The organism is Arthrobacter sp. B2a2-09 (assembly GCF_027587375.1).
GTDB lineage: Bacteria > Actinomycetota > Actinomycetes > Actinomycetales > Micrococcaceae > Arthrobacter.
Window position 1 is genome coordinate 29714 of the sequence record NZ_JAMXIC010000031.1, and the last position, 18960, is coordinate 48673.

Annotated in this window: 19 protein-coding genes and 1 pseudogene; 12 read left to right on the forward strand and 8 right to left on the reverse strand. The window is 63.6% G+C overall.

The window, feature by feature from the left end; translation table 11 throughout:
- Positions 1-24: 24 nt before the first annotated feature.
- The 3 genes from NFJ07_RS22750 to NFJ07_RS22760 form a co-directional block, all read right to left on the reverse strand.
- Positions 25-3687, reverse strand: coding sequence for a TM0106 family RecB-like putative nuclease (locus NFJ07_RS22750; RefSeq protein ID WP_442865386.1), 3663 nt, complete (start codon positions 3685-3687; stop codon positions 25-27).
- Between the two features lie 91 nt (positions 3688-3778).
- Positions 3779-4864, reverse strand: a complete 1086-nt coding sequence (locus NFJ07_RS22755) for a DUF1648 domain-containing protein (RefSeq protein WP_269998047.1) — start codon at positions 4862-4864, stop codon at positions 3779-3781.
- Complete coding sequence (locus tag NFJ07_RS22760) at positions 4861-5253, reverse strand: GntR family transcriptional regulator (protein ID WP_269998049.1); 393 nt, start codon at positions 5251-5253, stop codon at positions 4861-4863. The genes NFJ07_RS22755 and NFJ07_RS22760 overlap by 4 nt, the downstream gene beginning before the upstream one ends.
- Positions 5254-5332: 79 nt before the next feature.
- Between NFJ07_RS22760 and NFJ07_RS22765 the strand changes: the two genes are divergently transcribed.
- Together NFJ07_RS22765 and NFJ07_RS22770 are read left to right on the forward strand one after the other, a co-directional pair.
- Positions 5333-5791, forward strand: coding sequence for a nucleoside deaminase (locus NFJ07_RS22765; protein ID WP_269998050.1), 459 nt, complete (start codon positions 5333-5335; stop codon positions 5789-5791).
- Positions 5792-5903: 112 nt separating this feature from the next.
- The gene (locus tag NFJ07_RS22770; protein WP_269998051.1) at positions 5904-6341 is read left to right on the forward strand and encodes a CBS domain-containing protein; all 438 of its coding nucleotides are present in this window, start codon (positions 5904-5906) and stop codon (positions 6339-6341) included.
- A gap of 118 nt (positions 6342-6459) precedes the next feature.
- Here the strand turns inward: NFJ07_RS22770 and NFJ07_RS22775 are convergent, their stop codons facing one another.
- A complete protein-coding gene (locus tag NFJ07_RS22775) occupies positions 6460-6756 on the reverse strand; it encodes a hypothetical protein (protein ID WP_269998052.1) in 297 nt (98 codons plus the stop codon).
- A 125-nt stretch (positions 6757-6881) separates the two neighbouring features.
- On the opposite strand from NFJ07_RS22775, the gene NFJ07_RS22780 reads away from it, so the two are divergent.
- The 3 genes from NFJ07_RS22780 (at position 6882) to NFJ07_RS22790 (ending at position 11220) form a co-directional block, all read left to right on the forward strand.
- Positions 6882-9344 carry a Tex family protein gene (locus NFJ07_RS22780; protein WP_269998053.1) on the forward strand — a complete coding sequence of 821 codons (2463 nt, stop codon included), beginning with the start codon at positions 6882-6884 and terminating at the stop codon, positions 9342-9344.
- Between the two features lie 127 nt (positions 9345-9471).
- The gene (locus NFJ07_RS22785) at positions 9472-10842 is read left to right on the forward strand and encodes a sensor domain-containing phosphodiesterase (RefSeq protein WP_269998055.1); all 1371 of its coding nucleotides are present in this window, start codon (positions 9472-9474) and stop codon (positions 10840-10842) included.
- Between the two features lie 195 nt (positions 10843-11037).
- Positions 11038-11220, forward strand: a complete 183-nt coding sequence (locus NFJ07_RS22790) for a hypothetical protein (RefSeq protein ID WP_269998057.1) — start codon at positions 11038-11040, stop codon at positions 11218-11220.
- Positions 11221-11303: 83 nt separating this feature from the next.
- Here NFJ07_RS22790 and NFJ07_RS22795 read toward each other — a convergent pair whose 3' ends face one another.
- Both NFJ07_RS22795 and NFJ07_RS22800 read right to left on the reverse strand, forming a co-directional pair.
- Positions 11304-12209, reverse strand: a complete 906-nt coding sequence (locus tag NFJ07_RS22795) for an MSMEG_6728 family protein (RefSeq protein ID WP_269998059.1) — start codon at positions 12207-12209, stop codon at positions 11304-11306.
- Positions 12210-12276: 67 nt separating this feature from the next.
- A complete protein-coding gene (locus NFJ07_RS22800; protein ID WP_269998061.1) occupies positions 12277-12516 on the reverse strand; it encodes a hypothetical protein in 240 nt (79 codons plus the stop codon).
- Positions 12517-12926: 410 nt separating this feature from the next.
- On the opposite strand from NFJ07_RS22800, the gene NFJ07_RS22805 reads away from it, so the two are divergent.
- From NFJ07_RS22805 to NFJ07_RS22835, 7 genes are all read left to right on the forward strand, one after another.
- Positions 12927-13952 carry an adenosine deaminase gene (locus NFJ07_RS22805; RefSeq protein ID WP_269998062.1) on the forward strand — a complete coding sequence of 342 codons (1026 nt, stop codon included), beginning with the start codon at positions 12927-12929 and terminating at the stop codon, positions 13950-13952.
- Between the two features lie 96 nt (positions 13953-14048).
- Positions 14049-14705: a MerR family transcriptional regulator gene (locus tag NFJ07_RS22810; RefSeq protein WP_269998063.1), complete on the forward strand. Its 657-nt coding sequence runs from the start codon at positions 14049-14051 to the stop codon at positions 14703-14705.
- Entirely contained in the window at positions 14702-15694 is a 993-nt protein-coding gene (locus NFJ07_RS22815) for a hypothetical protein (protein ID WP_269998065.1), read from the forward strand. The genes NFJ07_RS22810 and NFJ07_RS22815 overlap by 4 nt, the downstream gene beginning before the upstream one ends.
- Before the next feature lie 65 nt (positions 15695-15759).
- The gene (locus NFJ07_RS22820) at positions 15760-16176 is read left to right on the forward strand and encodes a hypothetical protein (RefSeq protein ID WP_269998067.1); all 417 of its coding nucleotides are present in this window, start codon (positions 15760-15762) and stop codon (positions 16174-16176) included.
- Complete coding sequence (locus NFJ07_RS22825; protein ID WP_269998069.1) at positions 16173-16385, forward strand: helix-turn-helix transcriptional regulator; 213 nt, start codon at positions 16173-16175, stop codon at positions 16383-16385. Before NFJ07_RS22820 ends, NFJ07_RS22825 begins: the two co-directional genes overlap by 4 nt.
- Before the next feature lie 220 nt (positions 16386-16605).
- On the forward strand, positions 16606-17466 hold the full coding sequence (locus NFJ07_RS22830) for a pullulanase X25 domain-containing protein (protein ID WP_269998070.1): 861 nt from the start codon (positions 16606-16608) through the stop codon (positions 17464-17466).
- A 112-nt stretch (positions 17467-17578) separates the two neighbouring features.
- Positions 17579-17932 carry a GNAT family N-acetyltransferase gene (locus NFJ07_RS22835; protein WP_269998072.1) on the forward strand — a complete coding sequence of 118 codons (354 nt, stop codon included), beginning with the start codon at positions 17579-17581 and terminating at the stop codon, positions 17930-17932.
- 47 nt (positions 17933-17979) lie between these two features.
- Here the strand turns inward: NFJ07_RS22835 and NFJ07_RS22840 are convergent, their stop codons facing one another.
- Both NFJ07_RS22840 and NFJ07_RS22845 read right to left on the reverse strand, forming a co-directional pair.
- Entirely contained in the window at positions 17980-18735 is a 756-nt protein-coding gene (locus tag NFJ07_RS22840) for an ArsR/SmtB family transcription factor (protein ID WP_269998073.1), read from the reverse strand.
- An 84-nt stretch (positions 18736-18819) separates the two neighbouring features.
- A pseudogene (locus NFJ07_RS22845) lies at positions 18820-18960 on the reverse strand (DUF222 domain-containing protein); the annotation flags it as partial.

Genomic DNA, 18960 nt, shown 5'->3' on the forward strand with positions numbered 1-18960 from the left:
CCTCATAACGACATTAAATGCGAGTCAGTTGGGGGCGCTGCGCTGGCACAGTCCCACAAAACCGCCCAACTGCGCCAGCCCTTCCGGTTGGGTAGGCAGGTAGTTGGTCAGCTCCGGTGAGCGCACGACGACGGCCCGCCACTGACCGCGCGACACCGCCACATTGATCCGGTTGCGCGAGAGCAGAAACTCCATGCCGCGCGGTACCTCGGCGGCAGCGGACGCGGCCATGGAGACGATCACCACGGGAGCTTCCTGGCCTTGGAACTTGTCCACGGTCCCGACCCGCACGCCGCGAAGTCCGGCCGCCCTCAGTTCGTGCTGGATGAGCTGGACTTGGGCGTTATAGGCCGCCACCACCAGGATGTCCTTTTCGGTCAGCGGCCGCTCGGCCGATGACTCAGGCAACTCCCGAGGGTCCAGCCAAGCCAGGCCAAGGTGCGACCTGACCTGCCGGACTACCTCCACCGCTTCTTCGGGAGACTGCGTGGAATTACCGCCGTGCGGCACGTAAACGCATTCGACGCCGGCCGGAACTCCGGAGAGCCGTCGCCTGGAAGCAGCTGGTGCTGAATGCAGCCGACCATCGTAGGACAATTCCGACACCGCGGCGCACAAATCCGGGTGCATGCGCCACGAGGTCGCCAGGAAGTAGCCGAGCTCCGCGGGCAGCGTATGCAGGCCGTGGGCCAGCCAGCCGAGTGCAGACTCGTCGACCGGTTCCGGGTGCTTGCCCTGGGTGACTTGGGGAAGTTGCTGCGGATCGCCGAGGAGCAGCAGCCTCCTCGTTGCCCGGCTCACGGCGAGGGTGTTGGCGAGCGAGAACTGACCGGCTTCGTCAATAACCAGCAAGTCCAGGGATCCCGAAGGAACGGTCCGGCCCGTCATGGTCCACGCCGTCCCGCCGATCAAGCAGCCGCCGGGGGATCCCAAGAGGAGGGCAATGTCGTCCTTCGTCTGCTGGTTCCACGGGACGGGGTCATCGTGCTTCATTTCCTTGGCAATGACATCCGTGTCCACGCCGGCCTTCACCGCGGCGTGGAGCATGTTCTCCACGACGGCATGGGACTGCGCAACAACCCCTACCTTCCAGCCCGCACGCACCAGCCGCGCGACAACGTGCGAGCCAACATAAGTCTTGCCCGTTCCCGGCGGACCTTGGACAGCTAGGTATGACTGGTCCAGATCCGACACGGCGGCGGTGATGGCGTCCACATATGCATCGTCGCCGGACCCGACGGCGGGCAGTTCCGGAAGCGTGGCCAGCCTCGGAGGGACGCGGCGCAACAGGTCCAACGCCGGATCCTTGGGCCACGACGGCAGACTGGAATGCACCTTGATGGCCAGTTCGCTCAAGGCCTTCCTTTGCCCGTCCGTGTTGACTGGAGCATCGGGCGTCAAGGCCATGGGAAGCTGCGGGTATTCGTCGGCACCTCTGGGCAATCGCTCCGAAATGGTCACGACGTCTGAGACGGCGTGGTCGGGTCCCGAAAGCGTGCTTCCATCATCAAGGTCGTCGGGATCACCAACCTCGATCACCTCCGTGCCGGACATTCCCGATCTGCCGAGAGTGCTTTCGTTCTTGCCAAGGAAAGCATCAGGGAGCGGAGGCTCGTACATCCGGAAGTACTTTTTACCGGGCGCGAATCCGGAGCCGTCGGCAGCGTGGCCAAACAGCCGGACCTTCCGTGCCGGGTTGCTGCGGGGAGTCGGCTTGGCCCAGTCCTCCAGCACTTCGCCGCCTTCCACGATGAAGCAGTCCCTGGTGTCCTCCCACTCGGAGACTGGCCGGTCCAGGCGGTCGAAGTGTCCCCACCAGAATTGCTTATCCTCGCGCCGGTGAAAGCCGACAGCGGCCGCCACCAAGGCCACAGCCCGGTTGTCATCGGATCGGAGGGAATCGTCCGGCAATTCCTCAAGGTAGTCGAGGAGGGCTGTTTCCTCGGGCGCGGCCTGGTACTTGTCCGGCTCGGTCTCCGCGGGTAGCTCGGGTCCCGAAGCAGCCGGAAGACCGGGGTCAATGGAGCGCTCCGCTGCCAGACCCAGCAGCCAATTCCGCAGTTCCAGGGTGGAGAGGCAGTCGTATTCGTTGTAGTCGGAGATTCCAGCCAGGATTGCTGCCGCTTCATCCTCGCGGTCTGCGTCCCGGGCAGTGCAGTAGTTGGCGTAGGCAACTACGGAGGCTCCGGCGTCGGTCACCTCGCCCGAACGCAAGTGCTTTCCCATATACAGGGGTTCGAGTTTCTTGATGCTGTAGGAGTCTTCCGAGATGCGGATGCTGTGCCGCACGGTGTCGTAGAGGTCCACCAGCACGCCTTCGCGCAGGAGGTTGTCCACGGCGGCTTCGCCCACGGTGTGGATGACCGACAGATTGCGCAGCGCGGTTTTCTCGTAGGCGGCGTAGTGGTAGATCCGCATGTCCGGATACTTCATCCGGCGTTCTTCCACGTAGTCGAGGAAATCGATGAACGCCTGCCGTTCCTCAGCCCGGGAGTGTGCCCAGAACGGCTTGAACACGGGAGATCCGCCTGGCTCCGTCGGATTTTCGACAACCCCGAACAAGTACTCCAATCCCCAGCGGCCGGTTACCGGGTCCTGCCACAGGGGGTCTCCCTCGAAGTCAAAGAAGATGTCTCCAGCGTCGGGACGGGGGAGCCAGGCCAAGGAGTTGAACTCCAGAACGGAGTAGCTGATGCTCTTCGCCGTGCCGGTCTTGTCGGTGTAGTCGACGCTGCCATCGGGTGTGGCTGTTCCAGTTTGCAGTCGGGCTTGTTCCTGCAGGCGCCGTGTGGCGGAATCCGCGGCGTCGGGCATCTCGGCGAGGGCGTCGATGGTGAGAATGCCGTTTTCCCTGAGCTTCTTGCGCCGGGTGATTCTCATCCCCGCCACCATCAGCAGATCCCGGTGGAGGCGTACTTGTTCTTTGCAGTAGTCGCAGCGACCGCATGCGGTGACTCCGGGCGCGCCCCATTGGATAGGCTCCGTCCGCGATTGGTGCACTTCCGTCAAGGCGAGGAAGCGGTCCCGGCGTTCACGGAACACCGGCAGGACATCGGCGAGCCGGTGGTCGCTATGCACGTAGTCGAAACCGCCAGCGTCCCGCTGAATGGTAGCCCCAAGGACAAGTGTCAGATCCGGGGCCGGGGTAATTCCCGCCTTGAGTAGCTGCTCGCCATAGGCCGCCAGTTGCAGTAGCGCCGTGACCTTGGCGTGGCGGGCGAGCTTGGTGTCGTAAACCGCGTAGCTGCCGTCCGGCTGCTTGACCAGGAAATCGGACCGTCCGTGGAACTGACCGTCGAAGAATGCTGCCTGGAAGACCACATCCGCGCCGGATCGCAACGCCTCGATGGATTCCGCATGCTTGGCTTGCAGGGTGGTGCGGTCCATCGCTTGGGCGGGAACGACGTCGTACACTCCCGTGCCCGCGGAGGGGTTCCACCACCCGAACTCGGCCACGAATCGGTCCAGCACCCTATGCTCGTGAACGTCGCCCAGAGCGGCGGTCCGTTCCAGCATTTCGTCGACGTCGAAGGCCGGCTTCTGTGAGCGGCCCAGCTTCTCGTCCAACTTGCGCAGCAACTGGTACTCGCAGGTGGAGGCCGTCACGAGGTCGCTGGCGGAAAACACCAAGTCCTGCGCTTGCCCTGTATCTATTGAATCGAGATCGACTGAATCGAGAAAAAACACCGTGCCCCCAGACCGTTGAGCTGATGATGCCAAGCTATCAGTGCGGTCCGACAGTAAGGCAGCCTGGCAGTGGGGTCAGCGCGATGGGGAGTCAGCCGCCGAAACGGAGGGTGATCAGCAGGCCGATCAGCGCGACTATGCCGGCCAGGAGCATCGCTGCCCGGGGATTGCCGAAGTTGAGGGCCCATCCCAGACCGAAGCGGCGCGGAACCATCAGCGCGTGGTCTTCGCGGTTGATGTAGAACAAGCCGCCCCGCCAGTATTTGTCGTCCTCCCGATGGGTCAGACCGGTGTCCTCCTCGCCCAGGTCCCGCTCGCGGTTGTTCCTGGCCAAGACAACGACGGCTACCGCGACGGCGGCCAGGATCGGGAGCACCACCACCATCGGCGCCCACGGTGTGACCGTGCCGGTCCACATCAGCAGCGAGGATCCCAGCATCCCCAGGTCGATCATCGCGACCAGTCCGAGCAATGCCTTGGCGCCCAATGACATATACCGGCGGTGCCAGCGCGCGGAACCTACGGGGTGCGCGGGGTCGATGTCGGGCCGGCTGCGGAAGACAATGGCGGCCGCGATACCCACGAGCAGGGCGGTCACTCCGATCTGCACGAACACCAGTGAGAAGGCGGTTCCGACCGATTTGGCGGCCAAGCGGTTGGGCATGCCCTTCGCGGTGTAGTGCACGTTGAGCACCTCGGGCATCGACGGGTAGATGATCACGCCGATCACCACCGTGGCGAGCGTGATGATCAACGCCGGCGCCAGCCAGAGCCAGGGAAACCGCGGTGGGTCGGTCCGCAGTTCGGTATCCACCGCGATGCCTTGGTGCACGCCCTTGTACCAGCCCCCGGCGGCCTTGGCGGTCCGGATCTCGTGATTGGCGAGGAAGAAGCAGCCGTACCAGACGCCGACGAGCACCACCACCGCGAGCGGCAATAGCAACGTTTCCCCGGTCACGCCATAGGTGACGCTGCCGAGCACGGCGGCTACGATCCCGCTGAGGAGAACCCTCCATCGGTAGATGCGGGTCTGCCTGACCACAGCCGGGTCGTCGGCACGCTCGGCCGGTACCCGGACCCCGAAAGGCACGGTCGGGCTGTTGATCGAGGGCAGCACCAGGGCGATGGCGAGCACCAGTGCTGACAACGCGGAGCTCACGACGATGGCAACGATCATGGCATGTCCTCTGGTTGCGTGGTTCCAAATGAATCGAGTATCGACCGGCAGGACTTGAGAACCTCGTCGGCCGGTAGTCCCCTGGCGACGGCCTCGGCCAGCAGGGTGCGTGCCCTCGCGGCCCACTCCGCGCCGAACGGCGGGTCCGCGACCGTCGGGGTCACCACCGCGCCGGTCTTGCGGTTGAGCTGGATCAGGCCCTGCTGGCGCAACAGGTCGTAGGCTTTGTTCACGGTGTGGAAATTGATCCCGAAGTCCGCAGCGAGGGTCCTGGTGGCCGGCAACGAGCTGCCTTCGGCCAGCACGCCGTCGGCGATCGCCTCCACGATCTGGTCCCGAAGCTGCTGGTAGATCGGCACGTCGCTGGCCAGGTCTACGTTGAGGATCATCTCTTCCACCTCCGTCTTTATTATATAAGTTATAGAACAAGTAGCGGAAGATCCCCACCTCCCGGAAAGCAGGCTCCGAATGACCCAGTCTGACGTCCAAGCCTCACTAGATCCCGCCTTCGAAGCCGCGTACCAGGCAGCCCGGAAGAGCCTCAGCGAAGGCGGAATTCCCATCGGCGCATCGCTCGCCCGTGGTGGGGTGGTGATCGCGAGTGGGCACAACGAACGCGTCCAGAACGGCGATCCCATCGCGCACGGGGAAATGTCGGCCCTCCGCGCAGCCGGCCGGCAGAAGAGCTACCGGGACACAACCCTCTATACGACCCTCGCGCCGTGTGCCATGTGCACGGGCACCATCATCCAGTTCAAGATCCCGCGCGTGGTGGTGGGTGAGGCCCGCACGTTCGGCGGCGAATTCGAGCTGCTGCGGTCCCGGGGCGTGGAGGTGGTGGTCCTCGATGACCAGCGGTGCGTGGACATGATGCGCACCTTCCAGGAAGAGAATCCGGAACTGTGGGCCGAGGACATCGCCGAGTAATCCAGCGGGAGCAAACAGCATCTGGCCACAGCCAAACCCCAAGCGTAGGCTGACAGCATCGGCGTCGGTGCCGGGGGGTCCGCGTCGATACCCAATCGATCAAGGAGGACTCATGAGTGTTGTGCGCGAATTCATGACCACCAATGCCCAGTGCGTCAAGGAAGACCAGTCGCTGCGTGACGCGGCTGTCCTGATGCGCGACCTGGACGTCGGTTCCCTGCCGATCTGCGGCAGCGATGGAAAACTCAAAGGATTCATCACTGACCGCGACATTGTGGTCAAGTGCGTTTCCGAGGGATTGGATGTTGACCGGCTGACCGCGGCGGATCTCGCCCAGGGCACGCCGATCTGGATCGATGCCGATGCCAGCATTGACGCCGCCATCGACCTGATGGAGAAGCACCAGGTCCGGCGCCTTCCGGTCATCACCGACCACAAGTTGGTGGGCATCATCAGCCAGGGCGACATCGCCCGCAACTACGCCGAGGACCGCGTAGGCGAATTGGTGGAGCACATCTCCGCCAAGACTCCCATGGCGCAACTGGGCTAACCGCAACTTTCGCACCCATAAGCGTCACGGCCCGCCGGCCGTGGCGCTTCCGTGCGCGGGCCAAGACATGTGGCCCAGCCTTGCGGCCCAGCCTTGCGGTCAGTCACCTAGAACACAGCTAGAGAAACGCTTCCCGCCCGGTGCCTTCACGCATCACCAGTTCCCCATCCTCGATGGAAACCAGCAGGCTCTTTGCTTTTCCGTGGAGCTTCTTGCTTGCGCTGAGCTGACGGCTGGTGACCTCGACGCCCACAGTGGATCCCTTCGCAGGCAACTCCACGGAGATCTCCGCAGCCATTCCCAGCATCTCCCTGGTGGATACGTCGCGCTCGTGGTGGGCCTCTTTGTGGTTGACGGTGACTTCAACGTCATCAGCGTCAAAGCCGTCCTGCAGGATGATGAGCAGTTCTTGCATGATGCGCCTCTTCCTTGAGTAGCATTCCTGACCGGATCAACGGCGGCTCTTTCCACTACAGCACTCTTTCCACTACAGCACGAGGCGCCGTCTTTAGGTAGGGCAAACCCGTAAGGCAAAATGTCATGGTGACCCAACTTCCCCAGCACCAGTCAGCACGGCACCAGTCAGCAGACGCCGCCATCCACGCCCTGATCGCCGAAGAGCTCGGTGTGAAGGCCTGGCAGGTCAAGGCCGCGGTTGAATTGCTCGACGCCGGATCCACCGTCCCGTTCATCGCCCGGTACCGCAAGGAAGTCACCGGGACGCTCGATGACACCCAGTTGCGCGAGCTCGAGGAACGGCTCCGGTACCTGCGGGACCTGGAGGACCGCCGTCGAACGGTCCTTGAGGCGATTGCCGCGCAAGGCAAGCTGACTCCGGAACTGGAGGCCGCCGTCGTCGGCGCCGATACCAAGTCCCGGCTCGAAGACATTTACCTGCCCTTCAAGTCCAAGCGCCGCACCAAAGCGCAGATCGCCCGCGAAGCCGGCCTTGAGCCGCTCGCCGAGGCGCTTCTCGCGAACCCGCAGCTCGATCCTGAGCGTGAGGCCGCCAAATACCTCAACGCCGAGCACTCCATTGACGATGCTTCCGCTGCGCTCGCCGGCGCCCGCTCGATCCTCGTGGAGCGGGTCTCCCAGGACCCCGATCTCGCCGAAACGCTGCGCGAGCGGTTGTGGACGCAAGGGCGGATGGTTTCACGCGTGAAGAAGGGCCAGGAAGTCGAGGGGCAGAAGTTCAAGGACTATTTCGAGTTCACCCAAGTGCCTTCCGGCATGCCCGGCCACCGCGTGCTCGCGCTCTTGCGCGGCGAGAACGACGGCGTCCTTGAGCTTGATCTCGCCGAGGCAGAACCAGCCGACGACGACGCGCTGGCCGCCGCGCGCGGCCGGTACGAGAATGCTGTGGCCAAGTGCCTCGGGGTCGCCGAGCGCGGCCGGCCCGCCGATTCGTGGCTCGTCCAGACCGCACAGATCGCTTGGCGCTCGCGCATCCTGGACCGCCTGAGCAACGACCTCCGTGGCCGGATGTTCGCGCAGGCCGAGGACGAGGCCGTTCGCGTTTTCGCCGCCAACCTGCGCGATGTCCTTCTTTCAGCCCCTGCCGGAAACCGCGCCACGCTGGGCCTGGACCCGGGACTGCGCACGGGCGTGAAAGTGGCCGTCGTCGATGGCACTGGCAAAGTCGTCGCCACCGATACCGTCTATCCCCACGCCCCAGCAAAGAAGTGGGACGAGGCGTTGGTGACGTTGGAGCGTTTGGCGCGGAAGCACGGCGTCGAGCTCGTCGCGATCGGCAACGGCACGGCGTCGCGCGAAACGGACAAGCTCGCCGTTCAGCTCATCAAGTCGCTGGCAGCATCCGGTGGTCCGACGTTGCAGAAACTCGTGGTGTCCGAGGCCGGTGCCTCCGTGTATTCGGCGTCTGCGCTTGCGTCCGCGGAACTGCCCGGTATGGACGTTTCCTTGCGCGGAGCCGTTTCGATCGCCCGACGCTTGCAGGATCCGTTGGCAGAATTGGTGAAGATCGAACCGAAGTCGATCGGCGTGGGGCAGTACCAGCACGATGTCACGGCGGCGAAGCTGGACCGTTCGCTGGACGCCGTCGTCGAAGACTGCGTGAATGCGGTGGGCGTGGACGTGAACACGGCGTCGCCCGCGCTGCTGGCCCGGGTGGCCGGCGTTGGGCCGCTCCTGAGCGAGAACATTGTGGCGTACCGCAACGAGAACGGGCCGTTCGCCAGGCGAGCCGACCTCAAGAAGGTGCCGCGGCTGGGCGCGAAGGCGTTTGAGCAGTGCGCTGGCTTCCTGCGGATCACCGGGGGAGCGGAACCGCTCGACGCGTCCAGCGTCCACCCGGAAGCGTATTCCGTGGCGAGGAAGATCGTGGCTGCTGCGCATGGAGCTGCTGTGTCTTCGCTCGACCCGCAGGCTTTCGTGGATGGGACGTTCGGCCTGCCCACCGTGCGCGACATCATGTCCGAGCTCGAAAAGCCCGGCCGCGACCCCCGCCCGGCATTCGCCGCAGCGACGTTCTCCGAGGGTATCGAGAAGATTTCCGACCTCAAGCCCGGCATGATCTTGGAAGGCACCGTCACCAATGTGGCGGCGTTCGGGGCGTTCGTGGATGTCGGAGTGCACCAGGACGGCCTGGTCCACGTGTCCGCGCTGTCCAACAAGTTCGTGTCCGATCCCCGGGAGATCGTGAAATCCGGGCAAGTGGTGCGCGTGAAGGTCCTGGAGGCGGATCCGGAGCGGAAGCGGATTTCGCTCACCCTAAGGCTCGACGACGAACCCGGCACCACGGGCGGGTCCGGTTCGCGGGGCGGCGGGCGTGACCGCGGCTCGCGTGGGGGCGAGCGCGGCGAGGGGCGTGGCGGCGAGGGGCGTGGCGGCGAGCGAGGCGAGCGGCGCCCGGCGCCGCAGGCTGGACAGGGCGCGAAAGCGGTGCCTGGTCGCAAGGCGGTTCCTGCGAAGGCGGCTCCTCAGGCGCCGGTCAACACGGCCATGGCGGAAGCGCTCCGCCGGGCCGGGCTAGGGAAATAATCAAAGCCCCAGCGAGCCTGGCGCGAGCACTCGACGGTTGATGATTTCGAAATAATGCTGCCAGTTCTCCAAGCATGAGTGGCATCATGTAGGAGATCAGCAGCGTTAGCTTGTGCCAGGGGGGGCCATGTTTCGAACGCGCGGGCCGAGGGAGAGCATTCGGGCGTCCAAGACCAGATGGTGGCTGTTTGTCATCATCGTCATGGAGGCCAGCGTTGCCTTGGCGGTCGGCCTTCCCTTCGTTCTTCGCGATGAACCTTGGGAAGCATGGGGCTGGCCGGTCTGGATTCCGGATGTTCTTTCCTTGCTGGTGATTCCCGTTGTGGTCTATGCGTCGTTCTCTTTGGTGCGTCAGCAGCTCCGGGAGCGGGCTGACGCGTCCCGGACCACCCGCTTGATGGATACGGTGCTGACCACCAGCCGAGAGTGGTTGTGGGCCCTAGGACCTGACGGGCGATTCACCTTCTCCAGCCCGGCAGGAGTGGAACTCACCGGGTACGAGCCTTCCGAACTGCTGGGCAGGCATTTCAGCTTGATCATCGATCCTGACGATCTGGCGGACGCCCTGCAAGCAATGACGCCCAGCCAGGACGCAGCCGCCGGCTGGGCCGGGCTCCGCGCTGTGTGCCGCCACAAGGACGGCAGCAGGTTCGTGGTTGACGTGTCGGGAAGGTCGCTCCGCGATGCCGCCGGGCGACCCTGCGGTTTCGAGGGAACCAGCAGGCCCCTTGAACCCGGGACGGCGGACAGGCTCGCTGCCGGGGAGATCAAGCGCCGTATCGAGGCGATGCTGGCTGCCCGTTCCTTGCTGACTGCGTTCCAGCCGGTCCGTTTCTTGGAATCAGGCTCGGTCATTGGAGCCGAAGCCTTGACCCGCTTCCCGAGCTTCCCCGGCATTTCGCCGGAGGCGTGGTTCGTTGAGTCCGCCGCGGTCGGGCTGGATGGTGAGCTTGAGATCCTTGCACTCGAGACCGCACTCGCGGCCGCGGTCCGGCTGCCACCCACATTGTCTATTTCGGTAAATCTCTCACCGAGGGTATGCCTTGACGCGAGGCTGCCCGATATCCTCACGGACTCCGGCATTTCGTTCGGCCGGATCGTGCTTGAAGTGACAGAACGCCACCCCGTCGTCGATTACGGTCCCCTCGCAGCCGCGCTTGCGCCGTTGCGTCGCGGCGGCCTGAGGGTCGCCGTTGATGACGCGGGCGCCGGCTTCGCCTCCATGCGCCACGTTCTTTTGCTCAAGCCCGATGTGATCAAGCTCGACAGGGACATCATCGCCGGCATCGACACGGATCCAGGCCAGCGCGCCTTGGGAGCTGCCATGGTCGGCTTCGCCAAGGAGATCGGCGCAGTCTTGATCGCAGAGGGGATAGAAACTGAAGCTGAGTTGACCGCCGTCGCCAGGCTCGGGATGACGGCCGGCCAGGGCTACCTGCTGGGGCGGCCTTCGGTGCGGCCGGAGGATTGGGCGCTGTGGGGCGAGGTGCCCAACTGACTCGCAGTAGGTGTCGTTTTGAGGCCTGAGAACGACACCTACTGCGAGTTAGTTGCGTTAGGGACGGCCTGCGCCGGCACTCATTTTGCCGCAGAACAACACTCAATTCTGCACAATTAGCACCTAGTCGCAACTTTCCTCTAACAAATGCACTTACGATGGTCACTCACTTGCCACAACTCAAAGGGGAGAGAAATGGATAAGGTGAAAACCACGCCGTGGTTGGCCATCATCACGACCCAGCTGGGTGCAGCACTTGGGCTGCTGGCCCTGCTCGTTCGATTCGACGCCCGCTGGTTTGACTACATTTGGGTCGTCGCCTTGGTGGCCTACGAGATCTTGGTTATCCGGGCGCTTGTCCGCCGGCAGGACAAGTAGCCGGGAACGGTTAAACGACGGCGGCGCTTCGGTTCCTTTTGTCAGGAACCGAAGCGCCGCCGTCGTTCGCGTTTAGCTTGACGCTACAGCGCCGGGATCGGGAAGAACGCCCGCGGATCCTGCAACAGGGCCGGGTAGTCGAAGTCCGTGCGGTCGATGACCTTGTCGACCTCGAAGTTGCGACCGAAACGGCCGTCTTCCAGGGTGATCGGGCGTCCGTGGATCTTGCCCAAGGCAAACTTGGCGCCGCCCTCGATGGGGACGAGGACAGGCGTGTTGCCGGGGAGCGTGCGGAAGGCCTCGTCCTGGCGCTGGCGGTTGCGGGTGGGTTTCTTCACCAGTTGCTTCGGGGCCTTGCGGGCGGTCTTGCCCGGGCGGCGGGACGTTTCCGAAGCATAGACGAACTGGTAGCCGTCGCCATCGCTGTTGGCGGCCTTGGCCTTGCCTGCTGCCGGCATCCCTACCTTGTCGATCTTCTCGGGTTCAACGTCGCCCACCGGGGCACGAAGCACCCAGATGAAGTCGTCGTAGGGGTCTTCGGGAATGAACTCGTGCCGGGGCTCGGGCCAAAGGTACTCGAGGTCGTTCGGAGTGTCCGGGAAGAGATCGGCGTAGAAGCGGGGCTCTTTCTGGAGCAACTTGGAGCGGTGGCTCAGGTGGAAATCGGCGTCGCCCAGCCATGGCGGCATCGGAATTTTGGAGGCATAGTCCGGGTGGGCTGCCTGGGGTGCGAACTCGGTGATGCTGGCGCGGGTGTTGTCCGGATTGCCTCGGGCGACCCATTCGTCCACCATGGCCAGGCCGTAGAGAGTGAGCGCGGGAACGTAGCCCATCCACATGCGGATAGCGGGGTGGGAAGGCCGGCCGAACTCGGGGATCACCAGTGCGCGGAGGATCTGCAGTGCTTCGACACGCTGCTTGCCTAGCCTTGCGGTGTCCAAGACGGCAGCACTTTGCTTGAAATCGGGGAACGGGAGGAAGGTCTGCATCCTTTCAGTTTGGGGGCCGAAGGGCGCAGATCCAAGTTGACGCGGTGTGGTCTTCCCCTCGGCGGTGCTATCGGTGCCCTGAAGATCGCCGTCGGACGCCCGGCGGGTGGGGCCTTCCGCCCACGAGCCAGGCAATTCCGCCGAAGACGCATCCGAAAATCAGGATGACGCCCCACACCTCTTTGGTAAAGGTACGCATGTCCCGTTCGTCTGTCTCGCCAAAGTCCACCACGCTGTATGCCCAGATGCCGAGGCACACGACCAAGACCAGCGCGAAGAGCCATGCCGTGACAAAGGAGCCGGTCATAAGATCAGTATGCGCCGGTGTCACCCAGGCAAGTGATACTTGTCCCATGGAAGCCCCGCCGGAATTCGGTGATGAAGGACAGCGCGGTTTTGCGTGCTGGTGCTGCGGCTCGGAGTACCCTGAGGCGCAACTCGTCCGCCTTGGAGCACATCCGGAGGCGGGGGTATGCCTGTCATGCACAGTTTCGCTCCGGAGCGCCGCGCGTCGGCGGGAGACCCGTGCCGGAAACTGGCCCGCCAGTGCGGTTCTGGGGATGGTTGACCGCACTCGGAACGCAGTGATGGCCCGTCGTTGGCAACGCCATCCGGTATTCGGGCCCCTCCTGCGCAGAATCAATCGCTTTCTGCCCTGAACCCCGCTTGGCGGGCGTTCAGATGGGGTGCATCGGGTATTCGTCCTACTCTTGTCGAGTGGAAACTTTTGGCGAATCGACGACGACGGCGGCACCTCCGGTTGCCGAACTGCACCTGCACATCGAGGGGACGCTTCAGCCCGAGCTGATTTTCGCGCTCGCGGAACGGAACGGGATTGAGCTTCCGTACGTGGATTTGGACGAGCTGCGCGCACGGTACGAGTTCACGGATCTGCAGTCGTTCCTGGATCTGTACTACGCGAACATGGCCGTATTGCGCACCGAGCAGGATTTTGCGGACATGACCAGGGCTTACTTGGCACGCGCCGCGGCCGGTGGCGTGCGGCACGTGGAGGTCATGATGGATCCGCAGGCGCACATCTCCCGTGGGGTCTCCCTGGAGACGTGCGTGAACGGTGTGGCATCCGCACTCGCGACGTCGGTGGAGGAGTTCGGCGTCTCGACGCTCCTGATTGCCGCCTTCCTGAGGGACTTGTCCGAGGAATCTGCGCTGGAGGTTCTGGAGGAGCTCATTGCCATGAAGGCGCCGATCGCCGGCATTGGCCTGGATTCGGCAGAGGTGGGCAATCCGCCGTCGAAGTTCGAACGCCTCTACCGCCGCGCGGCGGAAGCCGGCCTGCGACGGATCGCGCACGCCGGCGAGGAAGGCCCCGCTTCGTATATTTACGAGGCCCTTGACCTGCTCGGTGCCGAGAGGATTGACCACGGCATCCGCTGCATGGAAGATGCGGCCCTGGTGGAACGGTTGGTGGCTGAGCAGGTTCCGTTGACCGTGTGCCCCCTGTCCAACGTCCGGCTGCGTGCCGTTGATACCCTGGCCGATCACCCTTTGCCTGCGATGTTGGCCGCTGGGCTGAATGTCAGCGTGAACTCGGACGATCCCGCCTACTTTGGCGGCTACGTGGAGGACAACTTCGCGCAACTTGTCGCCGTGCACGGCTTGTCTGTTGGGGACCGGGCCCGCCTGGCCGCGAACTCGGTGCGTTCATCGTTCGCGGACGAGGCTCGGAAGGCTGAGCTGTTGGCCGAGGTTTCGGAGTGGGAGAAAGCCTCGGGGGAGTAGGCGCTCCGGGCTGCTTGGGATCTGCCCCGCAGAACAGGCCATAAATCTCTCTTCAAATTATGGATATTAACACTATCCGAGAGTTAGGCTATCCGTATGAAGATGGCCAAACTCAGCGAGGCAACCGGGGTGCCGGTTGCAACGATCAAGTTCTACATTCGCGCTGGACTACTGCAGGGCGGCGAACGTTCGCTACCCAACCAGGCCGACTACGGCGACGCCCATGTACAACGGCTGCGTCTCATCCGCGGACTCATTGAGGTCGGTGGCCTCACCGTTGCAGCGAGCCAGCGCGTTATCGAAGCCATTGACTCCGATAAGCCGCTAGCAGAGACGTTCGAGATCGCGCAGCAGACCGTATCCGATGAACTGGACCAATCGAGTCTTGATCCCGCTGCTCTCTCCCGCATCGACGAGCTCCTCTCTGGATGGCACTACCACTCCACGAACCCGGGCCGCCTCGCCGCCGCACGCGTTCTGACGGCGTTCGAAGCGGTCGGGCAGCATGACGAGCGCGGTTGGTTCAAACGCTATGCCGAAGCGGCACTCCTGGCCGCGGAAGCCGACGTCGATGAGCTCGAGACGCGACACGGCCGCGAGGCACAGGCGGAGACCGTGGTCATCGGAACCGTCCTAGGCGATGCGCTTTTCGCCGCCCTGCGGCGCGCGGCCCAAGAGCACGTCTCGTCACTTCGCTTCAGTACGCCGCTCACCCCCGAAAACTCCGCGGAAACAGTCGAGGACCGATCATGACAAAACCACAATCCCAACCGGAAGTAGAGACGAACCCTCCCCTCCGAGCGGTCGGCTGGCACAGACCGCTGCTCTGGCTGTCAATCGCCATGGCCGCTCTCGCAATCGTCAGCGTGGTCGGCCTTTTCGTAGATTCGCGCATCCTGACCGGCGCTCCGATCTGGGCGAAACCGCTCAAGTTCGCGATCTCGATCTGCGTTTACACACTCACCCTGTCCTGGTTGATCGGGCTCCTGAAACGCGGGCAACGCTTCGCTTGGTGGGCCGGTACCGTAGCAGCCGTCTTCCTCCTCGTAGAAATTGTGGTCATCGTTGGTGCCGTGATCGCCGGAACGACAAGCCACTTCAACGTCTCGACACCGTTCCACGCTGCGATCTGGGGCGTGATGGCAGTCTCGATCGTGATTGTGTGGGCAGCCGCGCTCCCCGTAGTCGTCATGCTCTTCCGCCAAGACCTCGGCGATATCGCCCGATCCCTCGCAATCCGGGCAGGCTTTGTCGTCGCGCTCATCGGGATGGCGCTGGCGTTCCTGATGACGAGTCCGACGCCTCAGCAGCTGAGCGACTTCCAAGGAATCGCCGGCGCCCACACGGTCGGGATTCCCGATGGCGGACCTGGCCTCCCTATCCTGGGATGGAGCACGGTCGCCGGAGATCTGCGTATTCCCCACTTCATAGGCATGCACGCCCTCCAGATCATCCCGCTCGTCGAGATCGCACTGGAAATCCTTGCGAGAAAATCCCGCGTCCTCCGGCGGCCGACCACCCGCCGCGGGATCATCTGGGTGGTCATTGCGCTCTACGTCGGAGTACTCGCCGTCGTCACCGGCCAAGCGCTGTCCGGTGAGTCGATCGTGCGACCGAGTCCGCTCGTCACCTTGTTCACGATCGTCCTCTTCGTCGGTGCCGCCCTGGCGATCGCCGCACTTGTCGTCAGAACGCGTAACTCAGATTCTCGCGCGACAGCAGAAAGGCACAAAGCACTATAAGTGCGCGACACTGGCATGACAAGCGTCCTTGACAGCCACGGGGAAGCCGGCTCAAAATAGGAGCTATGACAAGGAAGCTTGACAGCAAGGATCGTAGCGACGGAGACCGTGCTGTCTCCCGCGCATATCAACTGGAATTCTGGCCGGGGATGGCCGCCTACGCGGTGGTGCTGACCGGCGTGTTGCTCTGGGGAGGTCTGGACGGCAACAGCCCATGGCGATTCGTCTGGGCTGTCCTCCCGGTTATTCCCGCGCTCTGGATTGTGCGGGCCGTCCTGCGCCATGTGCGGCGGATCGACGAATATCAGCGACTCCTCCTGCTGCAGGGCCTCGGGGGCGGATTCGCCGTGTCGATGATCGCGTCAGTGACAATGGCATTCCTGGAGATTGCGGGGTTCAGGGTCCCTGGAGTCGGATGGATCATCTACGGCGCGGGAATGCTTGGTTGGATTATCACCGGAACCGTTGTTGGACGTCGATGAAAAACAATCTCAAGACACTGCGGGAGGGCAGGGGCTGGACTCAAGGCGCACTCGCTGACCAGCTGGGCGTTTCACGACAGACAGTAAACGCGCTGGAAACAGGCCGCTACGACCCCGCGTTGCCCCTGGCCTTCCGCATCTCCCGGCTATTCGCCCAACCCATCGAGGCCATTTTCATACCGCCCGAGGACCCGGACGTCCCTAACTGAAGCTGAGCCGCCGGCGGGGCCGCTCGCTTCCCTGGCTCCAGGGACCATTGAGGGTACTCCAACCGTTAGCTACCGACGGGTATCCGAGACCCCTCCATCACTTGCGGCTGTTTGGACGTAATAGTGGGTCACGACACACGGTGTTTACCTAGAACAGTCGCCAGAATTTACAGAACATTGGCAGACTGCTGAAGGAATGTCCGCCGTTGAAGGAGACCCAGTGGCTATGTCCACCGTCGAAAAAAGCAGTGTCCGTCTCAAGACCGTCCTGGACGTCTTGGCTGAGGGAACATGGTCCGAGCAGTCGTTGAATGCCGGCGAGATCCTGGCTGAGGCGATTGTCCGCGTCCCACTGGACGCGCGAGAGAGCGAGCTGCTCAGCGGAGGAATTCCGCGCGGCCACAAGAACCTGACGACGGAGACCGCGAAGCTGGTCAAGGCCGGCTGGCTGGTCAAGGGCCGTTCGGGCTGGACCATCACCGACGACGGCCTTCGCGCCACCGTCGCTTTCGCCAAGCCCGACGAGTTCGTCACAGCGCTGACTGATGGCACCCCCGTCCCGGCAGACACGCCGCTTCCGACGGCCCCCGTCAAGAAGGCCGCTGCCAGGAAGCCCGCGGCCAAGAAGGCGCCGGCCGTGGAAAAGGCACCCGCCGCTGAAAAGGCGCCTGCCGTAGAGAAGGCGCCGGCCGCCAAAGCCGTCGCAACGAAGGCGTCGGCCGCCAAGACAGCGTCCAAGAAAGCTGCCGCACCCAAGGCGGCTGCCGCCGTCGAGAAGCTCGAGCAGCCGTCCGCCGTCGCGATCGCTGGTGACTTCAACACGATTCTCGGAGCCCCGGAGGATTGGGCGCCGCAGTACGACGAGGTACAGATGAAGTTCAACTCCCGTCGTAAGGTTTGGACCCTCGCCGCCACGCTGCCTGCCGGTTTCTACACCTACAAGATCGCGCTGAACCGCTCGTGGGACGAGAACTACGGCGCGTTCGGCGCGCGTGATGGTGCCAACCACGAGCTAAAGCACGACGGCGGCAAGGTCACCTTCACGTACGACCACGCCACGCGCGACATCGTCACGGCTTAGCCATTCTCCAAGTTTTCTCCAAGTCCAAATGTGGACTTGGAGAAGACTTGGGAACAAAGAGCCCAGGCTCCGAGGTTAGGCAGGTCAAGAGGACCCAACCAAGGAGCTAGCGATGACCGATGCCACCTTCCGCCACAACGTTGACCGCGAGCGATTTGAAGTGCTCGCTGATGGCCACGTGATCGGGAAGGCCGCGTACAAAGCGTACGACGACGGCGGGTCCCCGCAGCGGATCTTCTACCACACCGTGATCAACGAGGAGTTCGGCGGACAGGGGCTGGCGGGCAGGCTCGCCGCAGTGGCGCTGAAGGAGACAGTGAGCGAGGGACTCGGGGTCGTGCCGGTGTGCCCTTTCATCAAGAAGTTCCTCACCAAGCACCCGGAATACGCGGCGAACGCGACTGCCCCGACACTGGCGCACTTGGAGTATCTCAACGCGGCCCTTGTTCCGGCCGCCAGCGCCTAAAAGCGGCGGGCAGGTCTTAAAAGCGGCGGGCGCGCCGCCGTCGACCCTCACAAATACATCAGCGAACCCGGAGTCGTGAGGACCTCGCCGGTTTCCAGCCAGGTCTTGAGGCCAGAGAGGATCATCGGCCAACCGCCGTAGATCTGGTCGTTGCCGCCTTCGCGAAGGTCGCTGTGGGTGACGGTCAGGTGGCAGGAGTCGCCCACCGGTTCGATCTCCCAGGTGACGCGCGATGTGCCCTCGGCTTTGACGTCCTCGCCCCAGAGCGCGCGCATGGTCTGGACGAGCCGGCGCGGGGGATCGACCTCCACGTTTTCGCCTTCGCCGAGGACCGCTCCGTTGGCCTTGGGGTTGTGCATCTCGTAGTGCCCGCCCGGTGTCCAGTCCGCAGAGTGGGTGTTGCCGAACTGGTACTTGCTGCGGGTATCGCTGTCCGTGATGGCTTCCCAAAGCCGCTCAGGAGTGGTCTTGATGTAGATTTCGAAGATCTTTTCCACGGGACTTTCCAATCTGGTTTTGAGGTCGCTCAACGCAGCGGCCCATGGTTCTGCATATTTGCTCACCCAGCGGTCATGGACGAGCCTGATGGGTACCGGATTCAGGTAATGGAGCTTTTCGCGACCACGACGGCGGGTCACAACCAGCCCGGCCACCTCAAGAATCTTGAGGTGCTTCATGATCCCGAAACGGGTCATGTCGAACCGTGCTTCAAGCGCGCTGAGCGTCTGCCCATCCTCGCGGAAGAGCTCATCGAGCAGATCCCTGCGGGTGGGGTCGGAGAGTGCCTTGAAGACGGCGTCCATGGATACAGAATAGGTGACCATTTGGTCACATGTCAACGGATTTGGGCGGACTTTATCCCTGGACGGGCTCATGTCTGGGCGGATTTATGTCCGGGTGGGTCTGAAGTGGTGGTTGCGTCGGGGTGTTTGGCGGGGGTCGACGTGGGGTGGGGGTTTGAACCATGGCACGCCGGAGTCCGTGGTGATGGTCCATTGTTCTTTGTGGATGACGTGGTGGTGGTGGCT

Excerpts from the sequence above, each read along its gene's own strand:
- NFJ07_RS22755 (WP_269998047.1), bottom strand. The coding sequence starts at position 4,864 with ATGATCGTTGCCATCGTCGTGAGCTCCGCGTTGTCAGCACTGGTGCTC.
- NFJ07_RS22760 (WP_269998049.1), bottom strand. The coding sequence starts at position 5,253 with ATGATCCTCAACGTAGACCTGGCCAGCGACGTGCCGATCTACCAGCAG.
- NFJ07_RS22765 (WP_269998050.1), top strand. The coding sequence starts at position 5,333 with ATGACCCAGTCTGACGTCCAAGCCTCACTAGATCCCGCCTTCGAAGCC.
- NFJ07_RS22770 (WP_269998051.1), top strand. The coding sequence starts at position 5,904 with ATGAGTGTTGTGCGCGAATTCATGACCACCAATGCCCAGTGCGTCAAG.
- NFJ07_RS22775 (WP_269998052.1), bottom strand. The coding sequence starts at position 6,756 with ATGCAAGAACTGCTCATCATCCTGCAGGACGGCTTTGACGCTGATGAC.
- NFJ07_RS22780 (WP_269998053.1), top strand. The coding sequence starts at position 6,882 with ATGGTGACCCAACTTCCCCAGCACCAGTCAGCACGGCACCAGTCAGCA.
- NFJ07_RS22785 (WP_269998055.1), top strand. The coding sequence starts at position 9,472 with ATGTTTCGAACGCGCGGGCCGAGGGAGAGCATTCGGGCGTCCAAGACC.
- NFJ07_RS22790 (WP_269998057.1), top strand. The coding sequence starts at position 11,038 with ATGGATAAGGTGAAAACCACGCCGTGGTTGGCCATCATCACGACCCAG.
- NFJ07_RS22795 (WP_269998059.1), bottom strand. The coding sequence starts at position 12,209 with ATGCAGACCTTCCTCCCGTTCCCCGATTTCAAGCAAAGTGCTGCCGTC.
- NFJ07_RS22800 (WP_269998061.1), bottom strand. The coding sequence starts at position 12,516 with ATGACCGGCTCCTTTGTCACGGCATGGCTCTTCGCGCTGGTCTTGGTC.
- NFJ07_RS22810 (WP_269998063.1), top strand. The coding sequence starts at position 14,049 with ATGAAGATGGCCAAACTCAGCGAGGCAACCGGGGTGCCGGTTGCAACG.
- NFJ07_RS22815 (WP_269998065.1), top strand. The coding sequence starts at position 14,702 with ATGACAAAACCACAATCCCAACCGGAAGTAGAGACGAACCCTCCCCTC.
- NFJ07_RS22820 (WP_269998067.1), top strand. The coding sequence starts at position 15,760 with ATGACAAGGAAGCTTGACAGCAAGGATCGTAGCGACGGAGACCGTGCT.
- NFJ07_RS22825 (WP_269998069.1), top strand. The coding sequence starts at position 16,173 with ATGAAAAACAATCTCAAGACACTGCGGGAGGGCAGGGGCTGGACTCAA.
- NFJ07_RS22835 (WP_269998072.1), top strand. The coding sequence starts at position 17,579 with ATGACCGATGCCACCTTCCGCCACAACGTTGACCGCGAGCGATTTGAA.
- NFJ07_RS22840 (WP_269998073.1), bottom strand. The coding sequence starts at position 18,735 with ATGGACGCCGTCTTCAAGGCACTCTCCGACCCCACCCGCAGGGATCTG.